The sequence below is a fragment of the Sphingomicrobium aestuariivivum genome (assembly GCF_024721585.1).
GTDB classification, from domain to species: Bacteria; Pseudomonadota; Alphaproteobacteria; order Sphingomonadales; family Sphingomonadaceae; genus Sphingomicrobium; species Sphingomicrobium aestuariivivum.
In genome coordinates, this window is the sequence record NZ_CP102629.1 from 450563 (window position 1) to 464829 (window position 14267).

The 14267-nt window shown below is 67.7% G+C and carries 11 protein-coding genes; 5 read left to right on the forward strand and 6 right to left on the reverse strand.

From position 1 onward, the window contains the following. Window positions 1-75: 75 nt before the first annotated feature. Window positions 76-756 carry a transcriptional repressor LexA gene (gene lexA, locus NUW81_RS02170; protein WP_245109958.1) on the forward strand — a complete coding sequence of 227 codons (681 nt, stop codon included), beginning with the start codon at window positions 76-78 and terminating at the stop codon, window positions 754-756. Then, entirely contained in the window at window positions 756-1184 is a 429-nt protein-coding gene (locus NUW81_RS02175; RefSeq protein ID WP_312025043.1) for a VOC family protein, read from the forward strand. The genes lexA and NUW81_RS02175 overlap by 1 nt, the downstream gene beginning before the upstream one ends. Here NUW81_RS02175 and NUW81_RS02180 read toward each other — a convergent pair. Continuing rightward, entirely contained in the window at window positions 1163-3268 is a 2106-nt protein-coding gene (locus NUW81_RS02180) for a ComEC/Rec2 family competence protein (RefSeq protein WP_245109961.1), read from the reverse strand. The two genes, NUW81_RS02175 and NUW81_RS02180, sit on opposite strands and share 22 nt — an antisense overlap. Before the next feature lie 62 nt (window positions 3269-3330). Here NUW81_RS02180 and gltX point away from each other — a divergent pair, with 62 nt between their 5' ends. Both gltX and NUW81_RS02190 read left to right on the forward strand, forming a co-directional pair. Then, the gene (gltX, locus tag NUW81_RS02185; RefSeq protein WP_245109963.1) at window positions 3331-4752 is read left to right on the forward strand and encodes a glutamate--tRNA ligase; all 1422 of its coding nucleotides are present in this window, start codon (window positions 3331-3333) and stop codon (window positions 4750-4752) included. Beyond that, complete coding sequence (locus tag NUW81_RS02190; protein WP_245109966.1) at window positions 4753-6039, forward strand: citrate synthase; 1287 nt, start codon at window positions 4753-4755, stop codon at window positions 6037-6039. It abuts the gene before it with no gap. 16 nt (window positions 6040-6055) lie between these two features. On the opposite strand, the gene NUW81_RS02195 is transcribed toward NUW81_RS02190, so the two are convergent. Both NUW81_RS02195 and NUW81_RS02200 read right to left on the reverse strand, forming a co-directional pair. After that, complete coding sequence (locus NUW81_RS02195) at window positions 6056-7348, reverse strand: sensor histidine kinase (protein ID WP_245109968.1); 1293 nt, start codon at window positions 7346-7348, stop codon at window positions 6056-6058. Between the two features lie 35 nt (window positions 7349-7383). Next, window positions 7384-8553 carry an SDR family oxidoreductase gene (locus NUW81_RS02200; protein WP_245109971.1) on the reverse strand — a complete coding sequence of 390 codons (1170 nt, stop codon included), beginning with the start codon at window positions 8551-8553 and terminating at the stop codon, window positions 7384-7386. Window positions 8554-8687: 134 nt separating this feature from the next. Between NUW81_RS02200 and NUW81_RS02205 the strand changes: the two genes are divergently transcribed. Continuing rightward, window positions 8688-11567 (forward strand): hypothetical protein, encoded by a 2880-nt coding sequence (locus NUW81_RS02205; RefSeq protein WP_245109974.1) that lies wholly within the window; start codon window positions 8688-8690, stop codon window positions 11565-11567. Window positions 11568-11589: 22 nt separating this feature from the next. Here NUW81_RS02205 and NUW81_RS02210 read toward each other — a convergent pair whose 3' ends face one another. From NUW81_RS02210 to NUW81_RS02220, 3 genes are read right to left on the reverse strand one after another with little or no spacing between them, the layout of a single operon-like run. Further along, window positions 11590-11850: a DUF1467 family protein gene (locus NUW81_RS02210; protein WP_245109976.1), complete on the reverse strand. Its 261-nt coding sequence runs from the start codon at window positions 11848-11850 to the stop codon at window positions 11590-11592. A gap of 4 nt (window positions 11851-11854) precedes the next feature. Beyond that, entirely contained in the window at window positions 11855-13489 is a 1635-nt protein-coding gene (locus NUW81_RS02215; RefSeq protein ID WP_245109978.1) for a ribonuclease J, read from the reverse strand. After that, window positions 13486-14265 carry a type III pantothenate kinase gene (locus tag NUW81_RS02220; RefSeq protein ID WP_245109980.1) on the reverse strand — a complete coding sequence of 260 codons (780 nt, stop codon included), beginning with the start codon at window positions 14263-14265 and terminating at the stop codon, window positions 13486-13488. The genes NUW81_RS02215 and NUW81_RS02220 overlap by 4 nt, the downstream gene beginning before the upstream one ends. Window positions 14266-14267: the final 2 nt, after the last annotated feature.

The window sequence follows — 14267 nt, forward strand, 5'->3', positions numbered from 1 at the left end:
AGCTGCCTTGAAGGTTGCCTAGATGTTCCGCGTTCGTTCTCTAACGGGAACATTTGCGGTCAAGGGGGACCCGAGATGCTGACGCCGAAGCAACACGAGCTGCTCGCCTTCATCCACCAGCGCCTGTCGGAGACGGGGATCAGTCCCAGTTTCGACGAGATGCGCGAAGCGCTCGACCTCAAGTCCAAGTCGGGCGTCCACCGCCTGATCGGCGCACTCGAGGAGCGCGAGTTCATTCGCCGCCTCCCCAATCGCGCCCGCGCGCTCGAGGTGCTGAAGCTGCCCGAGGGCATGGCCGAAGCCCCGCCCGCCGAGGCCGCGCCCGTCAAGGCCGCCGCGCCCAGGCGGGTCGATGTCATCCCGACACCGGCAAATGACGTGGTCGAGATCCCGCTCCACGGTCGCATCGCCGCGGGCACGCCGATCGAGGCGCTGCAGGGCAATGAGGGCTTTGCCGTGCCTGCCGCGCTGCTCGGCCCGGGTGAGCATTATGCGCTCGAGGTGGCGGGCGATTCGATGGTCGAGGAAGGCATTCTCGACGGCGACTTCGCGCTCATCCGCAAGGTCGACAATGCGCGCGACGGCGAGATCATCGTCGCGCTCGTCGATGGCGAGGAGGCCACGTTGAAGACCTATCGCCGCGAGGGCCAGATGGTCCGGCTCGATCCGGCCAACGCCGCCTACAGCCCGCAGCGCTACGAGGAAGGCCGCGTCGCCGTGCAAGGTCGTCTTGCCGGCATCATCCGCCGCTACTGATGCACCGCCTTTTCACCCTTGTCCCGGCGCTGGCGCTCGCCGCCTGCGCCGCCCCCTCCCTTGCGCCCGAGGAAGACCCCATGCCCACCGCCCGCTTCGATTATGTCGAACTGCCCGCCACCGATATCGACGCCACTAGGGCCTTCTACGAACAGGCCTTCGGCTGGGAGATGACGGGGTTCGGGCCCGACTATGCCGCGACGATCACCGGCGATACCGATGTCGGGATCACCAGCGATGCTGTGGAAAAGCCCGCTGCCCCGCTGCCCGCCATCCGTACCGATGAACTAGAAGCCGTTCTCGAGAGCGTCATCGCGGCGGGCGGGCGGCTCGAAAAGCCGATCTTCGCCTTTCCGGGCGGGCGCCGCTTCGAGGCGGTCGACCCCTCGGGCAACCGCTTCGCGGTCTACGAACCCGACGCCGAATAGGGCGACCAGGCGAGGTGGCGACTGCGCGCTGCCACCGTCTCCACCCGCGGCTGCTCCCCGAGATGGATTGCCATTCCGCCAGTGCGCGCGAGCGTTTCGCGATCGAGCTTGAGCCAGCGCGGGCTACAAGCCTTCGGTAGCCATCGTTCGCTGACCACGATATCGGCGCCCTCGCAGGCGTCGACCAGTTCGCGCCAGGCAATGAAGTCGCGCGACCGCGTCGCGAGCACGCGCCATTGCCGTCCTTCCCGTTCGATCACCGCGAGGCAGGCATCGCGGTTGCAGCGCGCGAGCGGCGAATCCTCGAGCGCGGGGAGCGCACCGTCATGCCCCGCCCCCTCGGCGAGCATGTCGCGCACGAAATCGCCGGCCCGCGCGCGCAGGAGGTGCGGCACGCCCGCCTCGTCGAGGAGGGCAAGATGGCGGCCGTCGCCCGTGACCAGCAGCGCCGGGCGCGGCGCCGCCATCGCCATGCCGATCCCCGCCAGCCACAGCGGCAGGCCGAGCCAGCGCCAGCGCTGCTGCCACAGGCACAGCCACAGGAAGCCGCTGATGCACAGGGCGAAGGCGGCGGCGGGCATGCTCGGTACCATCGCGACCGCGCCGGGGCTGGTCGCCACCCCGTGCGCGAGCGCGGTCAGCAAGTCCAGCGTCAGTCCCGTCAGCCACCAGAAGGGCGCGCCCAGCCCGACGAGGTCGAGCAGCAACGCGGCGGCGAGCGCGGGCATGATTACGAAGGTGGTGAGCGGGATGGCGATGAGATTGGCCGCCACTCCGTAGAGGCCGGCCTTGTGGAAATGGAACAGCGCGAAGGGAATGAGCGCCAGCTCGACCGCGAGACCGGTCAGGAGGAGCGCGAGGAAACCGCGCGCCATCCTGCCACTCCACCCGTCATCCCTTGGCGCCAGCCATCGCTTGGGCACGGGATGCGCATGGAGCGCGATGATCGCGGTCACCGCCGCGAAGCTCAGCTGGAAGCTCGCCCCCGCGATCGCCTCCGGGCGAAAAAGGAGGATGATCGTCGCCCCGGCCGCGACCATCCGTAGCGACAGCGCCTCGCGCCCGAGCGCCATGCCGAGCAGCACCAGCAGCGCGGCGATGCACGCGCGCACGGTCGCCACCTGCATACCCGTCAGCAAGGTGTAACCAACCCCCGCCAAGGCACCGATCGCCGCCGAGACGATAATGAGGTTGGTCCGCGCCGCCAGTCTCGGGAACAAGGCCAGCAACCGGAGCGAGAGCAGCATCGTGCCCCCGACTACCGCGGCGATATGGAGCCCCGACACCGCCAACAGGTGCGCAAGCCCCGAGCGCCGCATCGCCTCGGCATCCTCAGCTGCCACCGCATTCTTGTCGCCGGTCGCCAGCGCGGTGGCGATGCCGTCGCCGCGCCCCGGCAAGCGTGTCCGCACCCGCTCTCCGAGCCCCATGCGCCAGCTTGCGAGCCCCGAGGGCTCGGCGGGGGCGAGCACCTCCACCTCGCCGAGCGCCGTCCCGACAGCACCGATCTTTCGAAACCAGGCCGTGCGCGCGAAGTCGTAGCCGCCCGGCACCGACATGCTCGGCGGCGGGGTGAGCCGTGCCCGCAACCGCAGCCGCGCCCCCTCGCCCATCACCGCCTCATATTGCGCCGTCCGGAGCGATATCCGCATCCGTGCGGGCAGCCCCGCCTCCTCCACCGCCAGCGTGAGCCGCCACTTGTCCTTGGCCGTAAGCGGCTCGACCTTCTCGACCTCGGCCTCGAAAGAGGCGATCCGCACCCTGTCCAGCACCTCGTGTGCGACCATCTCGGCGCGCAGCCAGATCCACCCGCAACCGAGACTCGAGGCGATGAGCCCCGCCATCAGGAAGCGCCGCGCCCGGCCCTGCCCGCGCGCCGCCAGCCCCGCCAGGCCGAGGCCAAGCAGCATCGCCCCTGAGCGCGCTTCCACGCCAGGCAGCACGAACCACAAGGCGACGCCCGCGCCGAAAGCGGTGACGATCCAAAGCGGTAGCTGGGCCCGTTCGGCCTCGAGCAGCCGTTCGAGCCCCTTGCGCACAAGGGCCCACGCCGATACGAGGCCGCCGAGCCGACCCGGTTGCATGGACCTTCGCCATTGCGGGGTCTGCAAACCTTTCATGGCCGTAACAACAAAGGATTTGTCGCGTGAGCGCAAGCGAAACTGCAAACCAGGTGGTCACCCGCTTTGCCCCCAGCCCCACGGGCTTCCTGCATATCGGGGGCGCGCGCACCGCGCTGTTCAACTATCTCTTCGCCCGCCACCACGGCGGCAAGTATCTCGTCCGCATCGAGGATACCGACAAGAAGCGCTCGACGCCCGAAGCGATCGAGGCGATCCATGACGGCCTCGACTGGCTCGGCCTGCTCGGCGACGAGGAACCCGTGTTCCAGTCGCAGCGCGCTGGCCGCCACGCCGAGGTCGCGCAGGCGCTGCTCGACAAGGGCGCGGCCTACAAATGCTATCTCACCAGTGAAGAGCTGACCGCGCGCCGCGAAGCCGCGCAGGCTGCCAAGAAGCCCTTCCGCCTCAACAGCGAGTGGCGCGACTGCCAGCCCGGGCCGGACCAGGAAGGCCAGCCCTATGTCGTGCGCCTCAAGACGCCCAACGAGGGCGAGACGGTGATCGAGGACATGGTCCAGGGCCGCATCTCGGTGAAGAACGAGGAGATCGACGACTTCATCCTGCTGCGCTCGGACGGCACGCCGACCTACATGCTCGCGGTGGTGGTCGACGATCACGACATGGGCGTCACGCACATCCTGCGCGGCGATGACCATTTGAACAACGCCTTCCGCCAGCTGCCGCTGATCAAGGCGATGGGCTGGCCCGAACCGAAATATGGCCACGTCCCGCTGATCCACGGCGCAGACGGCGCCAAGCTTTCGAAGCGCCACGGCGCACTCGGCGTCGATGCCTATCGCGACGACATGGGCCTGCTGCCAGAAGCCGTGTTCAACTATCTCCTCCGCCTCGGCTGGGGTCATGGCGACGAGGAAATCATCGACCGGACACGCGCCATCGAACTGTTCGATGCCGGCGGCATCGGCAAGAGCCCCTCACGCTTCGACACCAAGAAGCTCCTGAACCTCAACGGTCACTATATCCGCGAGGCCGACAATGCCCGCCTCGCCGAGCTGACCGCCGCCGAAGCCGGTGCGACGAGCGAGGAGGACAAGGCGCTCCTCACCCGCGCCATGCCCGAGCTCAAGGCGCGAGCCCGCGACCTCCATGAACTGGCCGCCGGCGCGACCTTCCTGTTCAAGTCGCGTCCCCTCGAGATGGAGGAAAAGGCCGCGGGCCTGCTCGATGCCGAAGCGCGCCAGAATCTCGCCCTTGCCCATGCAGCCTTGGCCGATCTCCCGCGTTGGGAAATGGAAGAGGTTGAAACTGCCGTTCGCGAGGTTGCGGACAAGGCGGAATTAAAGCTAGGGAAGCTCGCCCAGCCGCTGCGTGCGGCATTGACGGGCAGCAACACCTCCCCGGGCATCTTCGATGTCCTCGTCCTTCTGGGCCGCGATGAATCGCTGGCCCGCATTGCTGATCAGATGACCAACGGAGCCGAATGAATGAGCGACAAGACCGCCACCCTGAACGTTGACGACAGCAGCCTCGAACTGCCCGTCCTGCCCGGTTCGGTCGGCCCCGAGGTTGTCGACATCCGCAAGATGTACGGCCAGACCGGCAAGTTCACCTACGACCCCGGTTTCACCTCGACCGCCTCGTGCCAGAGCGCGATCACCTATATCGACGGTGGCGAGGGCATCCTCCTTCACCGCGGTTACCCGATCGACCAGCTCGCCGAGAAAGCGAACTTCCTCGAGGTCGCCTATCTCCTCCTCCACGGCGACCTGCCCAAGAAGGAAGAGCTGGAAGAGTTCACCAACACCATCACCTATCACACGATGGTGCACGAGCAGCTGGCGCAGTTCTTCCGCGGTTTCCGCCGCGATGCGCACCCGATGGCGGTGATGACCGGCGTCGTCGGCGCGCTGTCGGCCTTCTATCACGATTCGACCGACATCACCGATCCGCAGCAGCGCCTCATCGCCTCGCACCGTCTCATCGCCAAGATGCCGACGATCGCCGCGATGGCCTACAAATATTCGGTCGGCCAGCCCTTCGTCTATCCGCAGAACGATCTCAGCTACACCGGCAACTTCCTGCGTATGACCTTCTCGGTCCCCGCCGAGCCCTATGAGGTCAACCCGATCATCGAGCGTGCGATGGACCGGATCTTCATCCTCCACGCCGATCACGAACAGAACGCCTCGACCTCGACCGTGCGTCTTGCCGGCTCCTCGGGCGCCAACCCCTTCGCCTGCATCGCGGCGGGCATCGCCTGCCTGTGGGGCCCCGCGCATGGCGGCGCCAACGAAGCCGCGCTCAACATGCTGCGCGAGATCGGCGACGAGAAGAACGTCAAGACCTATGTCGACCGCGCCAAGGACAAGAACGACCCGTTCCGCCTGATGGGCTTCGGTCACCGCGTCTACAAGAATTACGATCCGCGCGCGAAGGTGATGCAGCAGACCGCCGAGGAAGTGCTCAAGGAACTGAACATTTCCGACCCGGTCCTCGATGTCGCCCGCGAGCTCGAGCATATCGCGCTCAACGACGACTATTTCATCGAGAAGAAGCTCTACCCGAACGTCGACTTCTACTCGGGCATCATCCTCAACGCGATCGGCTTCCCGACCGAGATGTTCACCGCGCTCTTCGCGCTGGCCCGCACCACCGGCTGGGTCGCGCAGTGGAACGAGATGATCTCGGATCCCGAGCAGAAGATCGGTCGTCCGCGCCAGCTTTATGTCGGTGCGACGCAGCGCGACTACGTCCCCGTGGGCGAGCGCTAAGCGACAGGAAAAAGGGTCAGGGGCGCGGCAGCTTCAGCGTGAAGCGCGCGCCCTCGCCCAGCGCACTTTCGAGGCTCAGGTCCCCGCGCATCGATCGGGCGAGCCGACGGGAAATTGCCAGACCCAGCCCGGCATGGCCCTCGCCTGCCGGGCCTAGTCGTTCATAGGCCTCGAAAATCCGTCCCTGGTCGGCGCGCGCGATCCCCGGCCCCTGGTCGGCGATGGTCACCGACACATCGCGATTGTCTTCGTCGAACACGACCGCCACGGCACCGCCCTCGGGGCTGTGCTCGATCGCATTGCCGATGATGTTGACGAGGATCTGGAGGACACCGCGCGGCTCTCCCGCCGCCTTCAGTGCGTCCGTCTCCTCGACCTCGATCTCGATATGCTTGTCGCGCGCCTCGGCGCTGGTCATGGAGACCGCCTCGCGCACCAGTTCGAGAAGGTCGATCTCCTCGCGCGTGTCGCCGGCGGCCTTGCCAATCGAGCGGATGACCGAGAGCAGATGCCGCCCCGCCGTCGCGATATCGCCGGCATAATTGGCATAGTCCGAGCGCAGAGGCCCGTCGGAGCGGTCGACGATCTGGTCGGCCGCCGCGATGATCCGCGTCAGCGGGGTACGCAGCGTGTCGTCGAAATGCTCCTCGGCCGGTTTCTCGGGCGCGCCCTGTCCAAGGACGGTCATGGCAAAGCCGGTGACCTCGCCATTCTCGACCACGGGCTGGCCCGAAAAAGCGAACGCGAAATCGCGCGAGCGCACGTTGGCGCGCTGGCGCTCGAAACCCGTGCCGCGGGCGAGCGCGTCGAGGAAAGGCAGGCTCCCGTCCTTGCCCGGGATAAGCGTGACCTGGTCGGTGAGCGGCTGTGGCAGCGCATCGAGATCGACCCCGAAGCGGCGCGCGATGGCAGGTCGCAAGCTCGTCATGCGCATGCGCGTATCGACGGTGAAGTCGGGCGCATCGTCATTATCGGGTTCGGCGGTGAAGCGCGCCTCGCCGCGAGGGCGCACGCGCATGTCCTCGATCGTGATATTCGCGCCGCCCTCGCGCGGCACGACGCGCACGCGCAATTCGTAATCATGCCCCTCGTCGGCAGCGATAATGGCGCGGCGCAGTTCGCGGCCCCGCTTCACCGCTTCGCTCACCACGGCGCGGAGCTGCGGCACCGCGACCGGCTGGCCGAGCTTTGCGCCCGCTGCCGCCTGCAGGGCGTACAGCGGGGCATCGGCCGCAACGAGCCGTCCCTCGGCATCGGTCCGCCCCAGGAAGGGCAGGCTGGCCGGATCGTGGCGAATGGATTCGCTCATGACCCTTCCATTAGCGTAACAAAGTTAACGAGGGTTCAACCCTCACGCCGATGCACATAGAGGAAGCTCGCCGCCGATAGAAGCGCGAGGAGGAGCAGCGTATAGCCCGGCTGACCCGCCGCCACGCCGATCATCATCACGAGCAGCATCGGACGCCAGTGGAACAGCCACAGGCCGGTGCGTTCGCCAACCGGGCGTCGGCGGCGTTCGAGATCGCCCGACATGGCGAAGATCATGGTGACGGCGGCAAGCCCGGCTGCGCTCCAGCCCCATTCGGGGAACACGCGGAAGGCGAGCGCGCCGAGCAGCGCCGCGCCGGCCCAGCGGCGATAGAGGCGCCAGTGCACCGGTTCGGCCTGCAGGCGGCGGCGCGCGACCTGCCGCGCGACGAGGTCGGGAAAGAGGGCGAACAGGCCCGCCAGCATCACCGTCCACCACGGCCCCGTCGCGAGCGCGAGCATGACGAGGAACAGCGCGGCCAGCCCCATGACCTGCCAAAGCGCGGGCCGGATGCTCCATCCGGCGGCGCGGTCGCTGAGCCATTGCTCGGCGGGAAAGAGGACGTAGCGCGACAACCAGTCGCGGCGGTCACCGCGCGCGGCCTGCCGCAATCGTTCCTCATAGGGTCGCGCATCGGCGGCGGTCGCGACCCGCAGTGGCGGCTCGGCACCCAGTTCGCTCACGGGCAACAGCGCGACACGTGCCTGCACCATGCGCCGGAGGAGTGTCGAGACGAGGTCCCAGTCGCCGACCATCTTGGCGGTCGAACGAAGCCCCTCCCCGCTGGTCAGCGCGAGCCCCGCCCAGCGCCATTCGAGGTCGATCCGCTCGAAGGCCTCGCTCTCCTTGGCATCGGCCAGCGCCACGACCGCGGCGCGGTCGAGGCCGGCGACACCGGCAAGATGTTCGGGGCTCGGCACGATACCGTCTCCGAGCACGATGACGCGGTCATCGGGCGAGAAGCGCGCGGCCGCCTCCAGCGCATCGCCGACCAGCACCACGGGGAGCCCTTCGCCCTTGAGGCGCAGGACGGCCGCCTCGAGGTCGGCTTCCACGGCTTCGGGATAGATGACGATCGGGGCGACGCCCTGCGCGGCGAGCGCGCGCGCCTGCAGGTCGATGAGCGGCCGACCGCCCAGCGCGACCAGCGCGTGCCGTCCTTCCTCGCTCTCGCCATTGGCACCGATCAGCGCACCGAGCGCCATGCCTTTCCCTCCCCGAATCCGGATGTTGCGCGTCTCTGCCCCGCTGCCCCTGCGATGCCATCGGGCGCGGCCCGATGCAACGAAGGCGTGCAACGAAGGCTTTCCAGCGCGCCGATCCATGGTAAACAGCCCGGATGAGTGGACATCCCCTGCGTGGCAAGCTTGGTGGCGGGCAGCCGCCCCAACCCCCTGAAGATGGCGAAGAAGAGCGCCAGGTCGAACAGCAGCCGGTCGAGGCGCCGGAGGAGACCCTTGCGCCGCCGATCGAGCCTGGAGAAGCGGCCGCGACCACCATCGACGTGCCACCGGCCGATGCCGACGGCGACGGGGTGCCCGACCCCTTGGGGCCCAGTTTCCGCGTCTTCAAGAAACCCACCGTCACCCTACCCCCCGATCCCGATCCGCCGCTCGACCTTACCGAGGATGCCGAAGTCGAGCATGGCGCCGATCCGGTGAACCTCATCGAGGACGAATGGCAAAGCGAGGAGGCGCCGACCTATCCCGCGCAGCAGGCGGGCGAGGCGCTCGAAGCCCATCCCGAACCGCTCGCAGGGGAGCCGCATTACGAGGACAATGCCTTCGCCGAACCCGAAGTCGAGGCGCATGAGGCCTCCCACTGGGACCAGCCTGCGCCGCTCGAGAGTGTGGACGACGAGGATATGGTCGACGACCATCTCCTGCCCGACTTCAACGAGGAAGAGGACATCGGCTCGCCCGAACCGGTCGAGGTTCATGACGAGCCCGTGCCCGCCTACGAGGCCCCCGAACCCCTCGCCGAAGCGGCGCCGGTCGAATGGGCGGTCGATCCCGCCCATTACGAGGAAACCGTCGAGGACGTCCCCGCCACCCCCGCGGGGCGCAAGCTGCTTGCCTCCATCCTGATCGTCGCGGGGCTCGGCTGGCTCGGCTTCATCTTCTGGTCGGCGGGCCGTGCGCTCGCCGCCGACGGGCTCGCCGCGCCCGAGGTCGCGCTGTGGATCTCGGCGGCCACCGTGCCGCTCATCCTCCTCGCGCTCGTCTGGATGATGTTCGGTCGCACCCGCCGCCGCGAGGCCGAGGCCTTCACCCACCAGGTCGCGCTGATGCGCGCCGAGGCCGACGCGCTCGACCGCCGCCTCACCTCGATGAGCGCCAATCTCGGTGCCAACCGCCATCGCCTCGGCGAACTGGCGGGCGAGGTGGAGAACCGCGCCGACCAGGCCGCCGTCCGCCTCACCGCCATCGGTGCCGATCTCGAACGCGAAGTCGGCCGTCTCGCCCAGCATGGCAGCTCGATCGACCGCTCGGCGAGCGCCGCGCGCGCCGACATGAGCGCGCTCATCAACGCCCTGCCAGAGGCCGAGGAAAAGGTCGGGCGGATGACCGAGAAGCTGCAGGGCGCCACGCGCTCGGCCGTCGAGGATTCGGAGCGGCTCGAAGCCGCCATCGCCCGCCTGTCCGAAGGCGCCGGCGAAGCCGAAAGCCGCCTGCGCGACGCGGGCAGCGGGCTTGCCGAACAATTCTCGGCAATTCAGCAGTTCGGCGGCGACAGCTTCAACCAGGTCGAGGCCGCGCGCCGCGAGACGGCCATGATGGTCGACGAGCTCCTGTCGCGCTCGAAGGCCACGATCGAGGAAATCCGCGACGGCCTCGAAGCGCAGGGCCAGGCCGTCGATGTGCTCGTCAATCGCGCGCAGGGCGGGATGGAAGACCTCGGCACCGGCGCGGTCGGGGCGCTCTACGACCAGATCGAGAAGACCGAGGGTGCATTGTCGCGCATCGGCGAGCAGGTCCGCGAACGTGACGAGCAGGCCCGGGCCATGATCGCCGGCCTCGACCAGGGGCTCGGTTCGCTCGGCCAGCGCTTCGAGGCGCTTGGCGCCGATGGCGATGCCCGCGCCGAGCGCATCGCCGCCACCTTGTCGACCGTGCGCGAACAGCTCGCCGCGACCTCCGAGGAAGCGCGCGAGCAGGACGGCATGCTCGACACGCTCGCGACCCGTTCGGAAGGCATCCGCGACACGCTCACCCAGCTCAGCAACTATCTCAACCAGCAGCTCGCCGGCGATATCGGCGGGGCGCAGGACGCGATGGACCGGCTCGCCGGTGCGGGCGACGGGCTCGCGCCCCAGCTCGCCGAGATCCGCACGCAGGCGAGCGAGAGCAGCGAGGCGATCGAACGCGCCGGGGCGCGCATCGCCGACAATCGCGAAGCCCTCGCCGCGTTGGTGGAAGGGCTCGATGCCGGCACCAGCGAGGCACAGGCGAAACTCGCCGAGTTGCAGCAGTCGATCACCATCCTCCAGGACGATGCCAAGTCGATGACCGCCGAGACCGGCCCCGCGCTGGTCGATGCGCTGGTCAAGGTGCAGGAAGCCAGCGCGCGCGCCCGTGACGCCGCGCGCGAGGCGATCGCCAAGGCGATCCCCGAGGCTGCCGGCAACCTGTCGGAGGAAGCGCGGAAGGCGCTCGAAAATGCGGTCGAGGACGTCGTCCTGTCGCAGATGAAGGAGCTCGATTCGCTGTCGGCCCGCGCGGTTGATGCCGCCAAGGGCGCGAGCGACCGCCTGTCGGCGCAGATGCTGTCGATCGGCCAGACTGCCGCCGCGCTCGAGGAGCATCTCGCCCATGTCGAGGAGGAAGGCCGCGAGGCACAGTCCGAGCGCTTCACCCACCAGGTCTCGCTGCTCATGGAAAGCCTCAACTCGGCCGCGATCGACGTCGAGAAGATCCTGTCCGACGACGTCGACGACAAGAGCTGGGCCGCCTATCTCAAGGGCGAACGCGGGGTCTTCACCCGCAAGGCCGTGCGGCTCCTGTCACAGGGCGAAGCGCGCGAGATCGGCGACATCTACGATAGCGACCCCGAGTTCCGAGGTGCGGTCAACCGCTTCATTCACGACTTCGAGGCCATGCTCCGCCGCGTGCTCGCCGAACGCGATGGCGGCATGATCGGGGTCACGCTGATGTCGAGCGACATGGGCAAACTCTATGCCGCGCTCGGGCAGGCGATCGAACGCAAGGTCGGTCGCTAGCCCCGGCTAGCGGCCACCGCTCCTAATTGTAGAAGTCGAGCCACTCGATGCCGACCCATCCGTAGATGTAGTTGGCAACATAGAGCGCGGTGACCGGCACCGCGATCAGCGCGGCGCGGCCGAGGTGGCGCCAGAGCGCGAACTTGTGCGGTGCGCTCTCGGCCTGTCCAGGTACCATCTCCGCCCCCATCTCCTCGTCGGTGCGCACGCCGAAGGGCAGCGAGATAAAGGCCACGCCGACGAAAAAGAGGAAGTAGATCGCGAGGACCGAGCCGATTTCCATCGCCTCAGTCCCCGACCGCCATCACTTCGACGATCGGTTTCTTGCCGGTCCAGGCAAAGGTGCAGCGACGCACCGCGATGCGCACCTTCTCGAGCGCCCTGTCGAGATCGCGGCCAGGCTCATAGGCCTTGGCCGCGCTATCGGCGAGATCGGCGAGGAAATCCTCCGCATCGGCCTCGACCGGCACGCCGAGGGCGCGCACTTCGGGCTCGCCCTTGAGGTTGCCCTTGGCATCGAGCCCAAGCGCCACCGCGATGACGCCATTGTAACCGATCTTGCGGCGCTTGCTCATCGTCTCGCCGTCGGCGGGCAGGATGACATCCCCGTCAAGGACGAGGCGCCCCGTGCGGACGTGATCGACCTTTTCGGGCTTGCCGGGCGCCAGCTTGATGACCTCGCCATTCACCTGGAAGACGGCATGCGGGATCCCGCTCTCGCGCCCCAGCTTGGCCTGCTCGCGCATATGGCGGTTCTCGCCGTGCACGGGCACCAGCACGTGCGGCCGGATCCACTCGTACATCTGACGGAGTTCGGGGCGGCCCGGGTGACCCGACACATGGACGTGCGCCTGCTTCTCGGTGACGATGTTGATGTCGAGGTCGGACAAGGCGTTCATCACCCGCCCGATCGAGATTTCGTTGCCCGGGATCTGCTTGGACGAGAAGACGACCGTGTCGCCCTTGGCGAGCTTCAGTTCATGGTTGCCCGTGGCAATGCGCGCCAGTGCCGCCCGCGGTTCGCCCTGCCCGCCGGTGGCGATGATCAGCAGCTTCTCCTTGGGCAGCCGCATGGCCTCGTCGAAGCGCACCGGTGTCGGGAAGTCCTGCAGATAGCCGGTCGCCTGCGCAACGCGGATGATGCGGTCGAGGCTGCGCCCCGCAACACAGATCTCGCGGCCGGTTTCCTTCGCGATCCGCCCAAGCGTCTCGAGCCGCGCGGCGTTGGAGGCAAAGGTGGTGACGAGCACGCGCCCCTTGGCGGCCTTGACCGCTTCGAGGAGGCCATCGTGCACCCCTTGCTCCGAGCCCGAGGAGTTTTCATCGAAGACGTTGGTGCTGTCGCACACGAGCGCGAGCACGCCCTCGTCGCCGATAGCATGCATGGCTTCATCGCCCGTCGGCGTGCCGAGCACGGGAGTCTCGTCGATCTTCCAGTCGCCGGTGTGGAACACCTTGCCATAGGGGCTGTCGATGAGGACGCCATTGCCCTCGGGAATGGAGTGCGACAGCGCGACGAAGCGCACGTTGAAAGGATCGAGGTCGACCGAACCGTCGCGGTCGATGATGCGCAGGTCGAGCTGGCCCGTCAGCCCCTCGGCCTCGAGCTTCTCGGCGATGAGGCCGGCAGTGAAGGGCGTCGCATAGAGCGGCACCTTCAGCTCGTCGGCAAGATAGGGAATGGCGCCGATATGGTCCTCATGGCCATGCGTCAGCACGATGCCGACCAGCTCCTCCTGCCGCTCCTCGATGAACTCGAGGTCGGGCAGGATGAGGTCGACGCCCGGATAATAGGGATCGGCGAAGGTCAGTCCGAGGTCGACCATCAGCCATTTGCCGCGGCAGCCGTAGAGATTGACGTTCATGCCGATCTCGCCCGACCCGCCGAGCGCGAGGAACAGCAGTTCGTCCTGCGGGCTCATGCGCGCACCGCCTGTTCGTGCATCAGCACGAGACCGCGCAGGGTAAGCTCGAAATCCACCTCGTCGAACAAGCCCTCATTATGGTCGAACAGCGCGGCGAGTCCGCCGGTCGCGATGACCTTGGCGGGACGCCCGATCTCGGCTTTCATCCGCTTCAGCAGGCCCTCGATCATGCCGACATAGCCCCAATAGACTCCGATCAGCATCTGGCTGGCGGTGGTTCGTCCGATCACGCTGTCATTCTCCGGTTCCTCGATGGCGATGCGCGGAAGTTGCGCGGTCTTGCCGGTCAGCGCATCGAGGCTGAGATTGATCCCCGGCGCGATGATGCCGCCCTTGTAGGCGCCGGTATAGTCGACGACATCAAAGGTCGTCGCGGTGCCGAAATCGACGATGATGAGGTCGCCCTCATGCGCGTCATGCGCGGCAACCGCGTTCAAGGCACGGTCGGCGCCGACATTCTGCGGCTCATCGACATCGAGCGCGAGCGGCCAGCGGGCACTGCCCTGCCCCGCGACGATGAGCTCGGTCCTGCAGTAGCGGGTGGCGAGCTGCGAGAGGTTGTGGATGGCGCGCGGCACGACAGTACCGACAATCATCGCATCGACCGCATCGAAGCCCAATCCCTCAATGTCGAGCAGCTGCTTGAGCCAGACGGCATATTCGTCGGCGGTGCGGCGCGCCTCGGTGGCGATGCGCCAGCGGTGGCGCACCTCGCCCCCCTCGACCAGCGCGAAGACCATGTTGGTATTGCCGACGTCGACCGCGAGCAGCATGC